This window comes from Enterobacter sp. JBIWA005 (assembly GCF_019968805.1).
Taxonomy (GTDB): Bacteria; Pseudomonadota; Gammaproteobacteria; order Enterobacterales; family Enterobacteriaceae; genus Enterobacter; species Enterobacter vonholyi.
This window is the reverse complement of record NZ_CP074159.1, coordinates 2,572,684-2,592,265: the sequence shown is the minus strand read 5'-3', so window position 1 is coordinate 2,592,265 and position 19,582 is coordinate 2,572,684. Positions and strand designations below refer to the sequence as shown.

At 51.1% G+C, this 19,582-nt stretch carries 18 protein-coding genes; 13 read left to right on the top strand and 5 right to left on the bottom strand.

The window, feature by feature from the left end:
• Positions 1-13: 13 nt before the first annotated feature.
• Positions 14-472 (bottom strand): YchJ family protein, encoded by a 459-nt coding sequence (locus tag KGP22_RS12270; RefSeq protein ID WP_111965930.1) that lies wholly within the window; start codon positions 470-472, stop codon positions 14-16.
• A 114-nt stretch (positions 473-586) separates the two neighbouring features.
• Here KGP22_RS12270 and rssA point away from each other — a divergent pair, with 114 nt between their 5' ends.
• The 3 genes from rssA (at position 587) to galU (ending at position 3,703) form a co-directional block, all read left to right on the top strand.
• Complete coding sequence (gene rssA, locus KGP22_RS12265; protein WP_149367100.1) at positions 587-1,489, top strand: patatin-like phospholipase RssA; 903 nt, start codon at positions 587-589, stop codon at positions 1,487-1,489.
• Positions 1,490-1,580: 91 nt separating this feature from the next.
• The gene (gene rssB, locus KGP22_RS12260; protein WP_223579115.1) at positions 1,581-2,594 is read left to right on the top strand and encodes a two-component system response regulator RssB; all 1,014 of its coding nucleotides are present in this window, start codon (positions 1,581-1,583) and stop codon (positions 2,592-2,594) included.
• A 200-nt stretch (positions 2,595-2,794) separates the two neighbouring features.
• Positions 2,795-3,703, top strand: coding sequence for a UTP--glucose-1-phosphate uridylyltransferase GalU (gene galU / locus KGP22_RS12255; RefSeq protein WP_008502780.1), 909 nt, complete (start codon positions 2,795-2,797; stop codon positions 3,701-3,703).
• A gap of 203 nt (positions 3,704-3,906) precedes the next feature.
• Here the strand turns inward: galU and hns are convergent, their stop codons facing one another.
• Complete coding sequence (gene hns / locus KGP22_RS12250) at positions 3,907-4,320, bottom strand: histone-like nucleoid-structuring protein H-NS (protein ID WP_223579112.1); 414 nt, start codon at positions 4,318-4,320, stop codon at positions 3,907-3,909.
• Between the two features lie 548 nt (positions 4,321-4,868).
• Here hns and tdk point away from each other — a divergent pair.
• Positions 4,869-5,483, top strand: a complete 615-nt coding sequence (gene tdk, locus KGP22_RS12245) for a thymidine kinase (protein ID WP_111965933.1) — start codon at positions 4,869-4,871, stop codon at positions 5,481-5,483.
• Between the two features lie 68 nt (positions 5,484-5,551).
• Here tdk and adhE read toward each other — a convergent pair whose 3' ends face one another.
• On the bottom strand, positions 5,552-8,230 hold the full coding sequence (gene adhE, locus KGP22_RS12240) for a bifunctional acetaldehyde-CoA/alcohol dehydrogenase (RefSeq protein WP_223579109.1): 2,679 nt from the start codon (positions 8,228-8,230) through the stop codon (positions 5,552-5,554).
• Positions 8,231-8,708: 478 nt separating this feature from the next.
• Here adhE and KGP22_RS12235 point away from each other — a divergent pair, with 478 nt between their 5' ends.
• The 7 genes from KGP22_RS12235 to KGP22_RS12205 all read left to right on the top strand — a co-directional run bounded on the left by KGP22_RS12235 (position 8,709) and on the right by KGP22_RS12205 (position 16,594).
• Complete coding sequence (locus KGP22_RS12235; RefSeq protein WP_223579106.1) at positions 8,709-9,356, top strand: YchE family NAAT transporter; 648 nt, start codon at positions 8,709-8,711, stop codon at positions 9,354-9,356.
• A gap of 770 nt (positions 9,357-10,126) precedes the next feature.
• Positions 10,127-11,758, top strand: a complete 1,632-nt coding sequence (oppA, locus tag KGP22_RS12230; protein WP_111965934.1) for an oligopeptide ABC transporter substrate-binding protein OppA — start codon at positions 10,127-10,129, stop codon at positions 11,756-11,758.
• An 84-nt stretch (positions 11,759-11,842) separates the two neighbouring features.
• A complete protein-coding gene (gene oppB, locus KGP22_RS12225) occupies positions 11,843-12,763 on the top strand; it encodes an oligopeptide ABC transporter permease OppB (protein ID WP_008502786.1) in 921 nt (306 codons plus the stop codon).
• A gap of 12 nt (positions 12,764-12,775) precedes the next feature.
• Positions 12,776-13,684 carry an oligopeptide ABC transporter permease OppC gene (gene oppC / locus KGP22_RS12220; RefSeq protein WP_008502787.1) on the top strand — a complete coding sequence of 303 codons (909 nt, stop codon included), beginning with the start codon at positions 12,776-12,778 and terminating at the stop codon, positions 13,682-13,684.
• 11 nt (positions 13,685-13,695) lie between these two features.
• Positions 13,696-14,709, top strand: a complete 1,014-nt coding sequence (locus KGP22_RS12215; protein ID WP_008502788.1) for an ABC transporter ATP-binding protein — start codon at positions 13,696-13,698, stop codon at positions 14,707-14,709.
• Entirely contained in the window at positions 14,706-15,710 is a 1,005-nt protein-coding gene (oppF, locus tag KGP22_RS12210; protein WP_045404928.1) for a murein tripeptide/oligopeptide ABC transporter ATP-binding protein OppF, read from the top strand. The genes KGP22_RS12215 and oppF overlap by 4 nt, the downstream gene beginning before the upstream one ends.
• Positions 15,711-15,724: 14 nt before the next feature.
• Complete coding sequence (locus KGP22_RS12205) at positions 15,725-16,594, top strand: ion transporter (protein ID WP_188035101.1); 870 nt, start codon at positions 15,725-15,727, stop codon at positions 16,592-16,594.
• A gap of 31 nt (positions 16,595-16,625) precedes the next feature.
• On the opposite strand, the gene KGP22_RS12200 is transcribed toward KGP22_RS12205, so the two are convergent.
• On the bottom strand, positions 16,626-16,955 hold the full coding sequence (locus KGP22_RS12200; protein WP_006810881.1) for an HI1450 family dsDNA-mimic protein: 330 nt from the start codon (positions 16,953-16,955) through the stop codon (positions 16,626-16,628).
• Positions 16,956-16,988: 33 nt separating this feature from the next.
• Positions 16,989-18,449: a cardiolipin synthase gene (cls, locus tag KGP22_RS12195; protein ID WP_008502791.1), complete on the bottom strand. Its 1,461-nt coding sequence runs from the start codon at positions 18,447-18,449 to the stop codon at positions 16,989-16,991.
• 144 nt (positions 18,450-18,593) lie between these two features.
• Here cls and KGP22_RS12190 point away from each other — a divergent pair, with 144 nt between their 5' ends.
• Both KGP22_RS12190 and leuE read left to right on the top strand, forming a co-directional pair.
• On the top strand, positions 18,594-18,767 hold the full coding sequence (locus KGP22_RS12190) for a YciY family protein (protein ID WP_086379783.1): 174 nt from the start codon (positions 18,594-18,596) through the stop codon (positions 18,765-18,767).
• Between the two features lie 110 nt (positions 18,768-18,877).
• Complete coding sequence (leuE, locus tag KGP22_RS12185; protein WP_045404924.1) at positions 18,878-19,513, top strand: leucine efflux protein LeuE; 636 nt, start codon at positions 18,878-18,880, stop codon at positions 19,511-19,513.
• The last annotated feature ends 69 nt before the right edge of the window (positions 19,514-19,582 follow it).

Genomic DNA, 19,582 nt, shown 5'->3' with positions numbered 1-19,582 from the left:
GGGTTGTCAGGCATTACTGCCCGCAACACTTTTTGAATTTTTTACCTGAACCACACGGGCAGGGATCGTTACGACCAAACTGTGGGCGCGTTCCGTCAATATAATACCACTGCCCGCTTTCCTTTAAGAACCGGGAACGTTCGATAATGGCCCCCGGTTTATTATTCTCGTTAAAACGGGCTACAAAGCTGACGTAACCTTCATCAACATGACTGCCAGTTGAGGATTCATAGACGGTGAGGCCGAGCCACTGCGTGTTCGCGAAGCCGGCTTCGATGTCCTTTCTGAATTCGGCAGCGTGGCAGGAGGGATGCCAGGTTTTAATCAGGTAGTCTGCGTCTTTGATCACAAAAGCGGTGTAACGTGAACGCATGAGGTGTGACGGGTCTGGTGCAACCTGATCGCCAGACAGATATCGCTGGCAACATAGGCTATACTCCAGAGCGCTACCACAAGGGCAGAGTTGAGACACGATTCTCTTCCTGGAACAAAAAATAAAGGCGTAAAACGCTTCGGGTAGCACTATGTTAACTGAGCTGTTGCGTTGACGCTATGTCAGGAATCCAGGGGAAGTAAAACAGGGCTAATGAGAAAGGTTAAAATTGGACTGGCGCTGGGCTCAGGTGCAGCCCGGGGATGGTCACACATCGGCGTGATTAATGCCTTAAACAAGATGGGCATTGCCGTAGATATTGTCGCAGGATGTTCTATCGGGTCGCTTGTCGGATCCGCTTACGCGTGCGGAAAGCTTACGGAACTCGAGACTTGGGTGCGTTCCTTCAGCTACTGGGACGTGCTGCGTCTGATGGACCTCTCCTGGCAGCGTGGTGGACTGTTGCGCGGCGAACGCGTTTTTAACCAGTTCCGCCAGGTTATGCCTCTCGAAGACTTCACTGATTGTCAGATGCCTTTCGGCGCCGTCGCGACGAACCTCAGTACAGGACGCGAACTTTGGCTAACCGAAGGGGATATCCATCTTGCCGTGCGCGCCTCCTGCAGTATGCCGGGGCTCATGGCGCCTGTCCCACACAACGGTTACTGGCTTGTCGATGGTGGCGTCGTTAACCCGGTTCCCATTTCTCTGACCCGTGCAATGGGGGCGGATATCGTGATTGCCGTCGATCTGCAGCACGATGCCCACCTGATGCAACAGGACCTCATGCCGGTCAATCTGCAGAGCGAAGATGCTGAGGACGAGAAACTGGCCTGGCACGAGCGCCTGCGCGGCAGAATCGGGCGTATGGCCGCGCGACGCTCGGTTACCGCGCCGACGGCGATAGAAATCATGACCACGTCAATACAGGTACTCGAGAATCGCCTTAAACGTAACCGTATGGCAGGCGACCCTCCGGATATCCTTATTCAGCCGTACTGTCCGCAAATCTCTACTCTTGATTTCCATCGGGCTGAGGCCGCCATCGCAGCGGGCTCGTTAGCCGTCGAAAAGAAAATAGACGAATTGTTGCCTTTTGTGCAGACCGCACGTTAAGCACCTTTTTTTGACTACTTCAGCAAAATCTGACAGGCGATAGTGCCGATCGCATGCCACTATTTAGTTACTGTCAGCCAGGGGAGGAACCATGACGCAGCCATTGGCCGGAAAACACATTTTGATTGTTGAAGACGAGCCCGTTTTCCGATCGCTACTGGATTCGTGGTTATCCTCGCTGGGCGCATTGACGTCACTGGCTGAAGATGGCATCGACGCCCTGGAAAAAATGATCGGCATTACGCCCGATTTGATGATTTGCGACATAGCGATGCCGCGCATGAATGGACTGAAGCTGGTTGAACATCTGCGTAACGAAGGTAACCAGACGCCGATTCTGGTGATCTCTGCCACAGAGAATATGGCGGATATTGCCAAAGCATTACGTCTTGGCGTCCAGGATATTCTGCTTAAACCGGTCAAGGATCTGAACCGGCTGCGTGAAACGGTCCTGGCGTGCCTTTATCCCAATATGTTTAATTCCCGAGTAGAGGAAGAGGAGCGTCTTTTCCAGGACTGGGATGCCCTGGTGAGTAATCCGCCTGCTGCGGCGAAACTATTGCAAGAGCTCCAGCCGCCCGTGCAGCAAACTATTTCACACTGTCGCGTAAATTATCGCCAGCTGGTAGCGGCTGACCAGCCCGGACTGGTGCTGGATATCGCACCTTTATCTGATACCGACCTTGCGTTTTATTCTCTGGATGTCACCCGGGCAGGGGATAACGGTGTATTAGCCGCGTTACTTCTTCGCGCTCTATTTAATGGTTTGTTGCAGGAACAGTTATCGCATCAGGGACAACGGCTACCGGAGTTAGGCAGTTTACTCAAACAAGTAAACCAGCTTTTTCGTCAGGCCAATTTACCTGGACAGTTCCCGCTGCTGGTCGGCTATTACCACAGCGGTTTAAAAAATCTGATCCTCGTCTCAGCAGGTCTCAACGCTTCACTGAATACCGGTGAACATCATATTCAGGTGAGTAATGGCGTGCCGCTTGGGACATTGGGAACGGCATATCTTAATCAAATTAGCCACCGCTGTTCCTCCTGGCAGTGCCAAATTTGGGGCGCCGGGGGACGGCTACGCTTAATGTTGTCCACGGAATAAGCAATTGGATCTTAATTTTAAGATTGCTTTACCTGTGTTTTACGGGGAGTGCTACTATCGCTGCCCAGATTCATGCGTATTTGTCCTAATTGATCGGCAACGCGTTCTTTTCAGACCCGGACTGCGGGGCGAGGCTGATATACTCAACGCGTTATTTATTGCATAAAAGTTCAAAACTTGAACAGCTCAGGAGAATTTGAATGGCTGCCCTAAATTCGAAAGTCAGAAAGGCCGTTATCCCGGTAGCGGGATTGGGGACCAGGATGTTACCAGCAACTAAGGCGATTCCTAAAGAGATGCTGCCTCTGGTTGATAAGCCATTAATCCAGTATGTCGTTAATGAATGTATCGCAGCCGGCATCACTGAAATTGTGCTGGTTACGCATTCATCTAAAAACTCTATCGAAAACCATTTCGATACAAGCTTTGAACTTGAAGCCATGCTGGAAAAGCGTGTTAAGCGTCAGCTCTTAGAAGAAGTTCAATCTATTTGCCCTCCACACGTCACCATTATGCAGGTTCGTCAGGGCCTGGCTAAAGGTCTGGGCCACGCTGTTATGTGCGCGCATCCTGTTGTAGGTGATGAGCCTGTAGCGGTAATTCTGCCTGACGTAATTCTGGACGAATACGAATCCGATCTTTCTCAGGATAACCTGGCTGAAATGATCAAACGTTTCGACGAAACCGGCAGTAGCCAGATTATGGTTGAGCCTGTTGAAGACGTAACGGCATACGGTGTGGTTGACTGCAAAGGCGTTAACCTTGAGCCGGGCGAAAGTGTGCCAATGGTTGGTGTCGTAGAGAAGCCTAAAGCCGACGTAGCGCCTTCAAACCTTGCCGTTGTAGGTCGCTATGTCCTGAGTGCTGAAATCTGGCCTCTGCTGGCTAAAACGCCTCCAGGAGCGGGTGATGAGATCCAGCTGACGGATGCCATCGATATGCTGATCGAGAAAGAGACCGTTGAGGCCTACCATATGAAAGGTAAGAGCCATGACTGCGGTAATAAGCTCGGTTATATGCAGGCGTTTGTTGAATATGGTATCCGCCACAATACCCTTGGTGAAGAATTTAAAACCTGGCTCAAAGAGAGCGTAGGTATTAAGAAATAAGCCACGGTTGTAAATGTTCGAAACCGGTGAGGCATTGCCCACCGGTTTTTTTATGCCCATAACACTCCCAAAAACCTGTCTGAAAGTACAGTCGATGAAATTGCTAAATAATGCTTTATGACAGAGTGTAAGAGGATGTATGCGACAAATTTAGGTTAAAAAAAAATCCCGCAATATGCGGGATTTTTCTGAATATGGCTCGATTAATCCTTGATCAGGAAGTCGTCCAGCTGTTTACCCTGCTCATCCATCGCTTTCTTGATTACAGCAGGAGTACGACCCTGGCCAGTCCAGGTTTTAGTTTCGCCGTTCTCGTCAACGTAGCTATATTTAGCAGGACGTGCCGCACCCTTGGCTTTAGTACCGGTTTTAGCGGCAGCCATGCTGTTCAGCAATTCATTTGGATCGATACCATCAGCAATCAGCATTTCACGATATTGCTGCAGTTTACGAGTACGCTCTTCGATTTCAGCCGCTGCAGCGCTTTCTTCTTCGCGACGTTCATTAACTACAACTTCTAATTTTTCCAGCATTTCTTCAAGCGTTTCGAGGGTGCATTCTCTTGCCTGCGCACGAAGAGTACGGATGTTGTTCAGAATTTTAAGTGCTTCGCTCATTGTAGTAATCTCAAACTTATAATGGGGGTGGTTTGTTGACCTAATAATAGAGCCATAAATTCAGTTGTGCAATAGCCAGGAATGTAAGGAATTCAAAAAATACTAAATAATGGCGCTATTATTAATTACGCTAACTTAAATTTCACCGCCCAGCAGTCTCGGTTGTTATCACCGGAAGCTGCTTAACCCGGTCGATTGTGTCTTTTTTTTGTGACATTTCCCGCAGGAATTATAGTTGCGGCGGAGAAATATCAGCCTTTTGTATTAGTTCCCCTCCGTGATGTTAAGACTGAAATAGTTAATAAATAGTGAATTTTAATGAACGGGGATTCCACTATAAAAAGCAGTGTTATGTTTTGCTGAACATATAACATATTGGCCGAGGAGAGGGTGTTTACTACATGTTTTAACGGGCTATTTTCATAAAAAGAAGGTTGTAAACTCCTCGCTGAAACGCTTCCCCTGTGTGCTACATCGCTGATGACCAGACAAAATATGGTACAATGACTCATCGGGAATATTACACATTGATTAGGGTTTTACGGCCAATGGCACAACTTTATTTCTACTATTCGGCAATGAATGCCGGGAAATCCACCGCGTTGCTGCAATCCTCGTACAATTACCAGGAGCGCGGGATGCGTACCGTTGTTTATACGGCTGAAATTGACGATCGCTTTGGTGCAGGGAAGGTGAGCTCAAGAATAGGACTCTCGTCGCCTGCGAGGCTTTTTAACCCGAAAACCGATCTGTTTGAAGACATTCATGCAGAACATGCTGCACAGCCGATTCACTGTGTCCTGGTCGATGAGAGCCAGTTTCTGACGCGTGAACAGGTATATGCCCTGTCAGAAGTGGTCGATGAGCTTGATATCCCCGTTCTTTGTTACGGTCTGCGCACGGATTTTCGCGGTGAGCTGTTTGCCGGGAGTCAGTATTTGCTCGCTTGGTCGGATAAACTCGTCGAATTAAAAACGATCTGCTTCTGCGGTCGCAAAGCCAGTATGGTGCTTCGTCTTGACCAGGCTGGTAAACCTTATGCAGATGGTGAGCAGGTGGTGATAGGCGGTAATGAACGCTATGTTTCGGTCTGCCGTAAGCATTATAAAGAAGCGTTGTCTGTAGGCTCGCTGACGGCGATTCAGCACGACAACAGAAAATAATGTCAGTCTTGTTATTCAGACATAAAAAAACCCGCCATTAAGGCGGGTTTTTCATCTGCTGCTGTCAATTAAGCGCTTTTCTTCGCTTTCTTGTCAGCTTTGATGACAGGAACTTCTGTTTTCACAGCGGCAACATCACCTTCTTTGAACTCACGACCATAGTAGGTATCCAGCAGAATCTGTTTCAGCTCAGAGATCAGTGGGTAGCGCGGGTTAGCACCAGTACACTGGTCATCGAAGGCATCTTCAGACAGCTTATCTACATGAGCGAGGAAGTCAGCTTCCTGAACGCCTGCTTCACGGATAGATTTAGGAATACCCAGCTCAGCTTTCAGGCTTTCCAGCCATGCCAGCAGTTTCTCAATCTTCGCAGCAGTACGGTCGCCCGGTGCGCTCAGACCAAGGTGGTCAGCGATTTCAGCATAGCGACGACGTGCTTGTGGACGGTCGTACTGGCTGAAAGCAGTCTGTTTAGTTGGATTGTCGTTAGCGTTATAACGGATAACGTTGCTGATCAACAGGGCGTTCGCCAGACCGTGAGGAATGTGGAACTGTGAGCCCAGTTTGTGCGCCATTGAGTGGCAAACACCCAGGAAGGCGTTGGCAAACGCGATACCTGCGATGGTTGCTGCACTGTGAACGCGTTCACGTGCTACCGGGTTTTTAGACCCTTCATTGTAGGACGCTGGCAGGTTTTCTTTCAGCAGTTTCAGAGCCTGCAGAGCCTGACCGTCAGAGAACTCAGATGCCAGTACAGAAACGTAGGCTTCCAGGGCGTGAGTTACCGCATCCAGACCACCGAACGCACACAGTGACTTAGGCATTTCCATGACCAGGTTTGCATCAACGATAGCCATGTCTGGGGTCAGCGCGTAGTCAGCCAGTGGGTATTTCTGACCTGTCGCATCGTCTGTTACTACCGCAAATGGTGTAACTTCTGAACCGGTACCTGAAGTAGTGGTTACCGCGATCATTTTGGCTTTTACGCCCATTTTCGGGAACTTGTAGATACGTTTACGGATATCCATAAAGCGCAGCGCCAGTTCTTCGAAGTGGGTTTCAGGGTGCTCGTACATGACCCACATGATTTTCGCGGCATCCATTGGGGAACCACCGCCCAGTGCGATAATCACATCTGGTTTGAAGGAATTAGCCAGCTCAGCACCTTTACGTACAACGCTCAGGGTAGGGTCAGCTTCAACTTCAAAGAACACTTCAGTTTCAACGCCAGCCGCTTTCAGCACAGAGGTAATCTGGTCAGCGTAGCCGTTGTTGAACAGGAAACGGTCAGTCACGATGAGCGCACGTTTGTGGCCATCAGTAATCACTTCATCCAGCGCGATTGGCAGTGAGCCACGGCGGAAGTAGATAGATTTCGGAAGTTTGTGCCACAACATGTTTTCAGCTCGCTTAGCAACGGTTTTCTTGTTGATCAGGTGTTTTGGACCAACGTTTTCAGAGATGGAGTTACCACCCCAGGAACCACAACCCAGAGTCAGGGAAGGTGCGAGTTTGAAGTTGTAAAGGTCACCTATACCACCCTGGGAAGCAGGGGTGTTGATCAGGATACGCGCAGTTTTCATCATCTGACCGAAGTGAGCGACGCGTTCTGGCTGGTTATCCTGGTCGGTGTACAGGCAAGACGTGTGACCGATACCGCCCATGGCAACCAGCTTCTCAGCTTTCTCTACCGCGTCTTCGAAATCTTTCGCACGGTACATGGCAAGCGTAGGAGACAGTTTTTCGTGTGCAAACGGCTCGCTCTCGTCGACAACTTTCACTTCACCGATCAGGATTTTGGTTGTAGCCGGGACGGTAAAGCCTGCAAGTTCAGCGATTTTGTACGCTGGCTGACCCACGATAGCGGCGTTCAGCGCGCCATTTTCCAGGATAATGTCCTGAACTGCTTTCAGCTCTTTGCCCTGCAGCAGGTAGCCGCCGTGGCTGGCGAAACGTTCACGAACTGCGTCGTAAACAGAGTCTACGACAACAACAGACTGTTCAGATGCACAGATAACGCCGTTATCGAAGGTTTTAGACATCAGTACAGACGCAACGGCTCGTTTGATGTCAGCGGTTTCGTCGATAACAACAGGGGTGTTACCGGCGCCAACACCGATCGCTGGTTTACCGGAACTGTATGCAGCTTTAACCATGCCAGGACCACCGGTCGCCAGAATCAGGTTAATGTCCGGGTGATGCATCAGCGCATTGGAGAGCTCAACGGAAGGTTGGTCGATCCAGCCAATCAGATCTTTTGGTGCCCCAGCAGCGATCGCCGCCTGCAGGACGATATCCGCAGCTTTGTTAGTCGCGTCTTTCGCACGTGGATGTGGAGAGAAGATGATTGCGTTACGGGTCTTCAGGCTAATCAGTGATTTGAAGATAGCAGTAGACGTTGGGTTAGTGGTCGGAACGATACCGCAGATGATGCCGATAGGTTCAGCGATGGTGATGGTACCGAAGGTGTCGTCTTCGGACAGCACGCCACAGGTTTTCTCATCTTTATAGGCGTTGTAGATATACTCGGAAGCGAAGTGGTTTTTAATCACTTTATCTTCCACGATACCCATGCCGGATTCGGCAACGGCCATTTTAGCGAGAGGGATTCGAGCATCTGCAGCAGCCAGTGCGGCCGCGCGGAAGATTTTATCAACCTGTTCTTGGGTGAAATTGGCATATTCACGCTGGGCTTTTTTAACGCGCTCGACGAGGGCGTTCAGTTCAGCGATATTAGTAACAGCCATAATGCTCTCCTGATAATGTTTAAACTCTTTTAGTAAACCAGCGCTCGATACGTCACACAGTATAGACAGAGCCGATACGACTTGCGTAACACAAAGTAAAACAAAGAGTTACTTTCTGCGTCAGCACACTAATTTACTAAAAGAGCCTTACCTTAGCATCATCCCTTTTTGTCAGGTGACCTCCCTGGGGGTGTAACCAAGATTACTCACTTCTGAGTACTGAAATCATGATCTGTGTCAATTTTTCCCCAAGCTGATACCTTTCAGCAGGGTTATTTCTTTGAGATTTTTCCAGTGTTAAATAATTAAGTAAGTATTGGAAGCAACGCTATCATTGATTATACATATGTTTAACATCCTGAAATGATAACGTTTTGGTACAGATTTCAAGTGAAGTATGCTGATAAAAAGGGTATCTTCAGCGCGATTTCTCACGACAAATTGTCAGTCCCGGGCATGTGTATAAGCGGAGCAAAACGTGATCCAAACGCTCTTTGATTTTCCAACGTATTTTAAATTTTTTATTGGTTTGTTTGCCCTGGTCAACCCGGTGGGGATCATTCCAGTCTTCATTAGTATGACCAGTTACCAGACGGCGGTGGCCAGGAACAAGACAAACCTTACCGCTAACCTGTCGGTCGCTATCATATTGTTGACCTCCCTTTTTCTCGGAGACACGATTCTTCAGCTGTTCGGGATTTCAATTGATTCTTTCCGCATTGCGGGTGGGATCCTGGTCGTGACCATCGCTATGTCCATGATCAGCGGTAAGCTCGGCGAGGATAAGCAGAACAAGCAGGAGAAGTCAGAAACCGCCATCCGCGAAAGTATTGGCGTGGTGCCACTGGCCTTACCGCTCATGGCCGGTCCTGGTGCCATTAGTTCAACCATTGTCTGGGGGACGCGATACCATAGCCTGATACATCTGATCGGTTTTTCCGTCGCAATTGCTATTTTTGCGCTCTGCTGTTGGGGAGTGTTCCGCATGGCGCCCTGGCTTGTACGCCTGTTAGGGCAGACGGGAATTAACGTCATAACGCGTATCATGGGCCTGCTATTGATGGCATTAGGGATTGAATTTATCGTGACGGGAATTAAAAGTATTTTCCCCGGTTTGCTGCACTGATATTTCGTATGAAAGAACGGAGCAACGGCTCCGTTTTTTTACGTCATTATCAGTAAATCCTATAACTAAAGTTGAAATGCTCACATATCATAATAAATTCTACTAATAATGTTCATTGCTTGTATTTCAACAAGTTATTAATCCCCCTAAAACCCGCCTGCACAGAAAATCTTCGATCGCTCTGTTATTTTACTCACATGATACTCTGGGGCTTGCTGAGAGATAACCGAAATGATATTAGTAATTTCAACATTCCCCTAGATGAATGTGCTAAATAATAACCAGTTGTTAAATTTTTGTACAAAATCACTCGATAATAGCGCAGCGACGCGCTTGTAGAGAAAATTTTCTCTATCCTATTGAATGTCATGTTTTTCTTGTGATGTTCAATGTCCGGCAAGGCTGCCCTCAACGATACGGTACTCACCGTAAAAGAGAATTGCTTAACAAATTTGCAAAATGTATTGGCGCACGTTTACGCCATTTGATACTTTCCGGCCTAATATTTTGCAGCATAAAACAAGCAGATGAGAATTATTTTCATATGGTTCTCATCTCAGATATCCAGCCCAGGCCTCAAACAGGGGAGGCCTGTAAAGAATCGACGCAAGACGGCCATACGAGCGGTCAGTAATAAAAAAGTCGGTGATAGCAAGCAGTAAAAGAAGAACCTGACAGCAGCAAAAAAAACTCCTGCGCTGTACAGGCCCCAACAGGGGATTACACAGCTGGCGAAGGCCAGTCATTATAATGAGTGGAGTACCAACACAATGTCCATCATCACAAAAAAAAATCTGGTAGCGGCGGGGATTTTAACTGCGCTAATCGCGGGCAACGCTGCAATGGCTGCGGACGTTCCTGCAGGTGTTCAACTGGCTGAGAAACAGACGCTGGTGCGTAACAACGGTGCGGAAGTTCAGTCTCTTGACCCGCACAAAATTGAAGGTGTTCCTGAGTCTAACGTTAACCGCGACCTGTTCGAAGGCCTGCTGGTGACAGACGTAGACGGCCACCCGGCACCGGGTGTCGCAGAAAAATGGGAAAACAAAGATTTCAAAGTCTGGACCTTCCATCTGCGTAAGGATGCGAAATGGTCCGACGGTACGCCGGTCACGGCTGAAGATTTCGTTTATAGCTGGCAGCGTCTGGCGAATCCTACTACCGCCTCTCCGTATGCGAGCTACCTGCAATATGGCCACATCGCCAATATTGATGACATCATCGCGGGCAAAAAACCAATCACCGATCTGGGCGTTAAAGCGATCGATGCCAATACCTTCGAAGTGACGTTGAGCGAACCTGTTCCGTACTTCTATAAGCTGCTGGTTCACCCGTCCGTCTCCCCGGTACCAAAATCTGCCGTGGAAAAATTTGGTGAGAAATGGACCCAGCCTGCCAATATCGTGACCAACGGTGCCTATAAGCTGAAAGACTGGGTGGTCAACGAGCGTATGGTGCTTGAGCGTAACCCGCAATACTGGGACAACGCTAAAACCGTTATTAATCAGGTGACCTACCTGCCAATTTCGTCCGAAGTAACTGACGTTAACCGCTACCGCAGCGGTGAAATCGACATGACCTATAACAACATGCCGATTGAGCTGTTCCAGAAACTGAAGAAAGAGATCCCTAAAGAAGTTCACGTCGATCCGTACCTGTGCACCTATTACTATGAAATCAACAACCAGAAAGCACCGTTTACCGACGTACGTGTTCGTACCGCGCTGAAGCTGGCACTGGATCGCGATATCATCGTCAACAAAGTGAAAAACCAGGGCGATCTGCCTGCGTACAGCTATACCCCTCCATACACCGATGGCGCAAAACTGACCGAGCCAGACTGGTTCAAACAGACTCAGGAACAGCGTAACGCAGAAGCGAAGAAACTGCTGGCCGAAGCGGGCTACACCGCAGATAAGCCGCTAACCTTCAGCCTCTTGTACAACACCTCCGATCTGCACAAAAAACTGGCTATCGCCGTCGCCTCGATCTGGAAAAAGAACCTGGGCGCGAACGTGAAGCTGGAGAACCAGGAGTGGAAGACCTTCCTCGACAGCCGTCATCAGGGTACCTTTGACGTGGCGCGTGCTGGCTGGTGTGCGGACTATAACGAACCGACCTCCTTCCTGAACACCATGCTGAGTGACAGCTCAAACAATACCGCGCACTATAAGAGCCCGGCATTCGACAAGCTGATTGGCGACACGCTGAAAGCCACTGACGAAGCACAACGTACAGAACTGTACTCTAAAGCCGAGCAGCAGCTGGATAAAGATTCCGCGATCGTTCCGGTTTACTACTACGTTAACGCCCGTCTGGTGAAACCGTGGGTAGGTGGGTATACCGGTAAAGACCCGATGGATAATATCTACGTTAAAAACTTGTATATTATCAAGCATTAATGGCAATGAGTGGGGCGGGCTCGCTCGCCCCACGGTGTCTAACCAACGTCACACTATATAGGCACACGCCAGAAGGTACGGGCAATGTTGAAATTTATCCTACGTCGCTGTCTTGAAGCGATTCCAACGCTATTTATTCTTATCACGATTTCCTTCTTCATGATGCGCCTCGCGCCGGGAAGTCCATTTACCGGTGAGCGTACGCTGCCGCCAGAAGTCATGGCGAATATCGAAGCGAAATACCACTTAAACGATCCTATCTCTACCCAGTACTTCAATTACCTGAAGCAGCTGGCCCACGGTGATTTTGGACCGTCATTTAAATATAAAGACTATTCCGTTAACGACCTGGTGGCCTCCAGCTTCCCGGTTTCGGCGAAATTGGGTGCTGCGGCATTCATTCTGGCGATCGTTTTCGGGGTCACCGCAGGCGTTATCGCCGCGCTCAGACAAAATACCAAATGGGATTATGCCGTAATGGGGGTGGCGATGACCGGGGTAGTCATACCCAGCTTCGTTGTTGCGCCATTACTGGTGATGATATTTGCCATTACGCTGAAGTGGCTGCCTGGCGGCGGCTGGAACGGCGGGGCATTGAAGTTCATGATTTTGCCGATGGTGGCATTATCTCTGGCGTACATCGCCAGTATCGCGCGTATCACCCGTGGTTCAATGATCGAAGTGCTGCACTCGAACTTCATTCGTACCGCGCGTGCTAAAGGGCTGCCGATGCGTCGGATTATCTTCCGCCACGCGCTTAAGCCGGCACTGTTGCCCGTGCTCTCCTACATGGGACCGGCATTCGTCGGGATCATTACCGGCTCGATGGTTATCGAAACAATTTACGGCCTGCCGGGCATCGGCCAGCTGTTTGTTAACGGCGCGCTTAACCGCGACTATTCGCTGGTACTGAGCCTGACTATTCTCGTCGGTGCGCTGACCATTCTCTTTAACGCTATCGTTGATGTCCTGTACGCCGTCATCGACCCGAAAATCCGTTACTAACTGGAGCACGCCATGATGTTGAGTAAGAAAAACAGCGAGGCGCTGGAAAACTTCAGTGAAAAACTGGAAGTGGAAGGTCGTAGCCTCTGGCAGGACGCGCGCCGTCGCTTTATGCACAACCGCGCGGCGGTTGCGAGTCTGGTGGTTCTGGTGATCATCGCGCTGTTTGTGACCCTGGCGCCGATGCTGTCGCAATTTACCTATTTCGACACCGACTGGGGCATGATGTCCAGCGCGCCGGATATGGAGTCTGGCCACTATTTTGGCACGGACTCCTCAGGACGCGATCTGCTGGTGCGTGTCGCTATCGGTGGTCGTATCTCTCTTATGGTCGGTATTGCTGCCGCTCTGGTGGCGGTGATCGTGGGGACGCTCTATGGCTCTCTGTCCGGCTACCTTGGCGGCAAAGTGGACTCGGTGATGATGCGTCTGCTTGAAATCCTGAACTCCTTCCCGTTTATGTTCTTCGTCATCCTGCTGGTGACCTTCTTTGGTCAGAATATCCTGCTGATCTTCGTGGCCATCGGGATGGTGTCATGGCTGGATATGGCGCGTATTGTTCGCGGCCAGACGCTGAGTCTCAAACGCAAAGAGTTTATCGAAGCGGCGCAGGTAGGCGGTGTCTCTACCGGGAATATCGTGGTTCGCCATATCGTTCCTAACGTGCTGGGCGTGGTGGTGGTCTATGCCTCACTGCTGGTGCCAAGCATGATCCTGTTTGAATCTTTCCTGAGCTTCCTGGGTCTCGGTACACAAGAGCCGCTGAGCAGCTGGGGCGCGCTGCTCAGCGATGGCGCAAACTCAATGGAAGTGTCACCGTGGCTGCTGCTTTATCCGGCGGGTTTCCTGGTCGTTACCCTGTTTTGTTTTAACTTTATCGGCGATGGCCTGCGTGATGCCCTCGACCCTAAAGACCGTTAAGGAGCGCCGTCATGACAATTATTGAAACGGCAACCGCGCCACAGGCGCAGCAGCGGAGCGACCTTCTGCTGGACGTAAAAGATCTTCGCGTCACCTTTAAGACCCCTGACGGGGATGTGACCGCCGTGAACGATCTCAACTTTAACCTGCGCGCGGGTGAAACGCTCGGCATCGTCGGTGAATCCGGTTCCGGGAAATCTCAAACCGCCTTTGCGTTAATGGGCCTGTTGGCAGCAAACGGTGTGATTGGGGGCTCCGCGAAATTCAACGGTCGTGAAATCCTCAACCTGCCGGAGCAAGAGCTGAACAAGCTGCGCGCCGAACAGATCTCGATGATTTTCCAGGATCCGATGACTTCGCTGAACCCGTACATGCGCGTTGGTGAGCAGCTGATGGAAGTCCTGATGCTGCACAAAGGTCTGGGCAAAGCCGAAGCCTTTGAAGAGTCGGTCAAAATGCTCGATGCGGTGAAAATGCCGGAGGCACGCAAGCGCATGCGCATGTTCCCGCACGAGTTCTCTGGCGGTATGCGTCAGCGCGTGATGATTGCGATGGCGCTGCTCTGCCGGCCTAAGCTGCTGATTGCCGACGAACCTACTACCGCGCTGGACGTTACCGTTCAGGCGCAAATCATGACCCTGTTGAACGAGCTGAAGCGTGAGTTCAACACGGCGATTATCATGATTACCCACGACCTGGGCGTGGTGGCGGGCATATGTGACAAAGTGCTGGTGATGTACGCCGGGCGAACGATGGAATATGGCAAAGCGCGCGATGTCTTCTATCAGCCAGCTCACCCGTACTCCATTGGCCTGCTGAACGCGGTGCCGCGTCTTGATGCGGAAGGGGAATCCCTGCTCACCATTCCTGGCAACCCGCCAAACCTGCTGCGCCTGCCGAAAGGCTGTCCGTTCCAGCCGCGCTGCCCGCACGCGATGGAAATCTGCAACAGCGCTCCGCCGCTGGAAGAGTTTGCACCAGGCCGTCTGCGCGCCTGCTTTAAGCCGCAGGAGGAGCTGGTATGAACGCATTAGATGAAAAACGCAACGTGCTGCTCGAAATTGCTGACCTTAAGGTGCATTTCGACATTAAAGACGGAAAACAGTGGTTCTGGCAGCCGTCGAAGACCCTGAAAGCGGTGGATGGCGTTACGCTGCGCCTGTACGAAGGGGAAACCCTGGGCGTGGTCGGAGAGTCCGGCTGCGGTAAATCGACCTTTGCGCGCGCCATTATCGGTCTGGTAAAAGCGACCGACGGCAAAGTTGCCTGGCTGGGTAAAGATCTGCTGGGCATGAAACCCGACGAGTGGCGCGAGGTGCGCAGCGATATCCAGATGATTTTCCAGGATCCTCTGGCATCCCTTAACCCGCGTATGACCATCGGCGAGATTATTGCCGAGCCGCTGCGGACCTATCATCCGAAGATGTCTCGTCAGGAAGTGCGCGATCGCGTTAAGGCGATGATGATGAAAGTCGGCCTGTTGCCTAACCTCATCAACCGCTACCCGCACGAATTCTCCGGCGGCCAGTGCCAGCGTATTGGTATCGCCCGTGCGCTGATCCTCGAACCGAAGCTGATTATCTGCGACGAGCCGGTTTCCGCGCTGGACGTGTCCATTCAGGCACAGGTGGTTAACCTGCTGCAGAAGCTGCAGCGTGAAATGGGGCTGTCGCTGATCTTCATCGCGCATGACCTGGCCGTAGTGAAACACATTTCAGACCGCGTGCTGGTTATGTATCTGGGTCACGCCGTGGAGCTGGGTACCTATGACGAGGTGTACCACAATCCGCTGCACCCTTACACCAAAGCGCTGATGTCCGCTGTGCCAATCCCCGATCCGGATCTGGAAAAGAATAAGACCATCCAGCTGCTGGAAGGTGAATTGCCCTCGCCGATTAACCCACCGTCGGGCTGCGTCTTCCGCACGCGCTGCCCAATGGCCGGGCCGGAATGTGCGAAAACGCGTCCAGTTCTGGAAGGCAGTTTCCGACATGCGGTTTCCTGCCTGAAAGTAGACCCGTTATAATCGCAAGGGCTGACATGATGTCAGCCCTTATTTTTTGCGAGGTTACTGTGTCGCGTTTATTAACGTCAGCCCGTCGGCGGCTTTATCATTTTTTATTCGATCCTGAAACGGTATCCGGACGTCGCTTCGAAGGTCTTTGCGGTTTATTTGCGCTTCTCAGCGTGGTCGTCATCTTTATTGAATCGGGTGCCGGGACGCAATATCACCTGACGTTTGACGAATGGCACATCTTTGTCTGGCTTGAGCTGGCGATTACCCTGGTTTTTACCGCTGAATATCTCCTCCGGGTAATAGCCTGGCCCAACCCGGCCCGATATGTTTTCAGCTTCTGGGGATTTATTGATTTAGCCACCATTCTGCCGCTCTACGTCATGTGGTTGTGGCCGGAAATCAGCCTGAGCTATGTCTTTGCCTGGCGAGCGATGCGCGTGATTCGCGTATTACGTATTCTGAAATTACTGCGCTTTATGCCCTCATTACGCGTGTTCTGGAGTGCAATCGTCAGCGCACGGCATCAGCTCATTCTGTTCTACTCGTTTATCGCCATCGTCATGATTGTTTTTGGCGCGCTGATGTATTTAATAGAAGGGCCCAAATATGGCTTTACGACGCTCAATGCCTCCGTCTACTGGGCGATTGTGACCGTCACGACCGTGGGTTATGGTGATATTACTCCCCACACGCCGCTGGGCCGCATTGTGGCGTCAGTGCTGATTTTGATTGGCTATTCGGTGATTGCCATTCCGACTGGACTTATTACCACACACATGAGCAGCGCGTTTCAGAGCCGCAAGCAGCAGCGCAAGTGTCCTCATTGCCAGCAGGGTGAACATGATCATGACGCGCGGTTTTGTAACCGCTGCGGAAGTGCGTTGCCGGAGTAAATAAAAAAGGCTGCAATCGCAGCCTTTTTTATTATTCGCGCCAGAGTATATGGCACAGCTTATGGTCTTTCTCTCGACAGAGCAGGACGCGGGCGAAAATATCGTTAATTTCGCCACCGTCTTCATCTGCCAGCCCAATCACCACTTCGGCAAAAAAGTCAGGGTTCAGGTCGAAATCCACATGCTCAGCCCAGTCTTCTGAAGGGTCGAACAGCTCGGCACCGCCACGCTCTTCGAACTGCAGATTAAAAAGGATCACGTCTGCGGGATCGAGGTTATCAACCGCCAGTTCGAGAAAAATGTCATAGGCCTGCTCGAGCGTTTCGTCTTCGGTCAGGCGATTGTTCAGATCCATTTCCATGATGACTACCTGTTTAACATCGTTGGGCACGTTTTACAGCAACGGACTAAAGAAGTAAAACAGTCGTTCGGCAATTCTCTGCCACAGCGGACGTTTTACCCACAGTCTGGCATCCAGCAGACGCGAGCGGGAGATATAATCATCCTGCACCGCCGCGAGATCGCCGCCAAAGCCGGCATCATCAATGACCAGCGTGATTTCAAAGTTGAGCCACAGGCTGCGCATATCCAGGTTGACCGTGCCCACCAGGCTCAGCTCACCGTCGACGAGCACGCTTTTGGTGTGGAGCAATCCGCCTTCAAACTGGTAAATTTTCACCCCGGCGGCCAGCAGTTCGCTAAAGAATGCCCGGCTGGCCCAGCCAACCAGGAGAGAGTCATTTTTGCGCGGCAAAATGATGCTCACATCGACACCGCGCTGCGCGGCTGTACAGATCGCGTGCAGGAGGTCGTCGCTGGGGACAAAGTAGGGCGTCGTCATGATCAGATATTCACGCGCCGAGTAGGTTGCCGTCAGCAGCGCCTGATGGATCAAGTCCTCCGGAAAGCCCGGCCCGGAAGCAATGGTATGAATGGTATGACCGCTGGCCTCCTCAAACGGCATAATATTGCCGTCCGGCGGCGGCGGCAGGATACGCTTGCCGGTTTCAATCTCCCAGTCGCAGGAATAAACGATGCCCATCGAGGTGGCAATCGGCCCCTCCATTCGCGCCATCAAATCAACCCATTGACCTACTCCTGAGTCCTGTTTGAAGAAGCGCGGGTCGACCATGTTCATGCTGCCGGTGTAGGCAATATAGTTATCGATCATGATCATTTTGCGATGCTGGCGGAGATCCATCCGGCGCAGAAACACGCGCAGGAGATTCACCTTCAGCGCTTCAACCACTTCGATCCCGGCATTACGCATCATGCCCGCCCAGGGGCTACGGAAAAATGCCACGCTACCCGCGGAGTCAAGCATCAGGCGGCAATGAATGCCGCGCCGCGCGGCGGCCATCAGCGACTCAGCGACCTGGTCAGCCATCCCGCCGGGCTGCCAGATATAAAAAACCATCTCGATATTATGACGAGCCAGCTGAATATCGCGGATTAACGCCTGCATGACGTCGTCAGACGAGGTCAGCAGCTGCAGTTGATTGCCCTTAACGCCGCCAATCCCCTGGCGGCGCTCGCACAGCTTAAACAGTGAGGAGGCGACGCTGCTGTTCTCCTCGGCAAAAATATGTTTGCAGGCTTTAAGATCGTTCAGCCACTTCGCGGTGGAGGGCCACATGGCACGGGCGCGCTCGGCACGGCGTTTACCAAGATGAAGCTCACCAAAAGAGAGATAGGCAATAATTCCCACCAGCGGGAGGATGTAAATGATCAGAAGCCAGGCCATGGCAGAGGGTACGGCTCTGCGCTTCATCAGGATGCGTAATGTCACACCCGCGATTAACAGCCAGTATCCCAGAATGACCAGCCAACTCACCACGGTGTAGAAGGTTGTCATAGGTAAAAAAATCCTTTTGAAAGCGTATTGTTATGAGTGTACGCATCAGGATTCATCTGGCAAATAAAAACGCCAGGTAAAAGCGCTGGTTTGCTGCCGGGTTGGGTTTATAATGGCGGCTCAGTTAGTTTAAGAGTTGTAGACATGAAGCGCAGTAGAACAGAAGTAGGGCGCTGGCGCATGTTGCGACAGGTGAGTCGTCGCAAGGCTCGTTGGCTGGAAGCACAATCCCGCCGCAATATGCGTATTCACGCCATCAGAAAATGTGGATTGACGCGGCACCGCAATGCGTTGCTGTTCGCAGTCCAGGATATCTGAGAAACATGAGGGCACCGTAACTGGTGCCCGCTGATTTTATAGCGTCTGATTTTTTGGGGATAGCGTATTTGCAGCGTTGTTCCTGTTGTGTTTAGCAAAAGGAGGGAGAAGTGTTTGCGGAGTTTGGCGTACTGAATTTCTGGACGTATGTTGTTGGCGCATTTTTTATCGTTCTGGTGCCAGGACCGAATACCCTGTTCGTGCTAAAAACCGGGATCGGTCACGGTGTTAAAAAAGGGTATCTCGCCGCTACGGGCGTATTTATTGGCGATGCGGTGCTGATGTTTCTCGCATGGGCGGGCGTCGCGGCATTAATCCAGACCACGCCGGTACTGTTTAATATCGTGCGCTATCTCGGGGCTTTCTATCTGCTCTGGCTGGGGGGCAAAATGCTCTGGTCGGTGGTAAACCGTCAAAAAAACGCGCATGAGAGCGGCCCCGAACCTGCCAGTATGATCATGAAACGTTCCCTGGTGTTAAGCCTGACCAACCCCAAAGCGATTCTGTTCTACGTATCGTTCTTCGTTCAGTTCATTGACGTGAATGCGAAGAGTACCGGCACTTCTTTCCTGATCCTCGCGACTACGCTGGAGTTGATAAGCTTTATGTACATGAGCTTCCTGATCTTCTCCGGCGCGTTTGTCACGCGTTATCTGAAAACAAAAAAGAAACTGGCAAAGCTGGGGAACGGGCTAATAGGGCTGCTGTTTGTCGGGTTTGCGGCGAGATTAGCGTCGCTGCATTGATGATTTGAAAGGCTCCTGCGGGAGCCTTTTTTATTCTGTTTGACAATCCCTCACCATTTAGTTGTATAG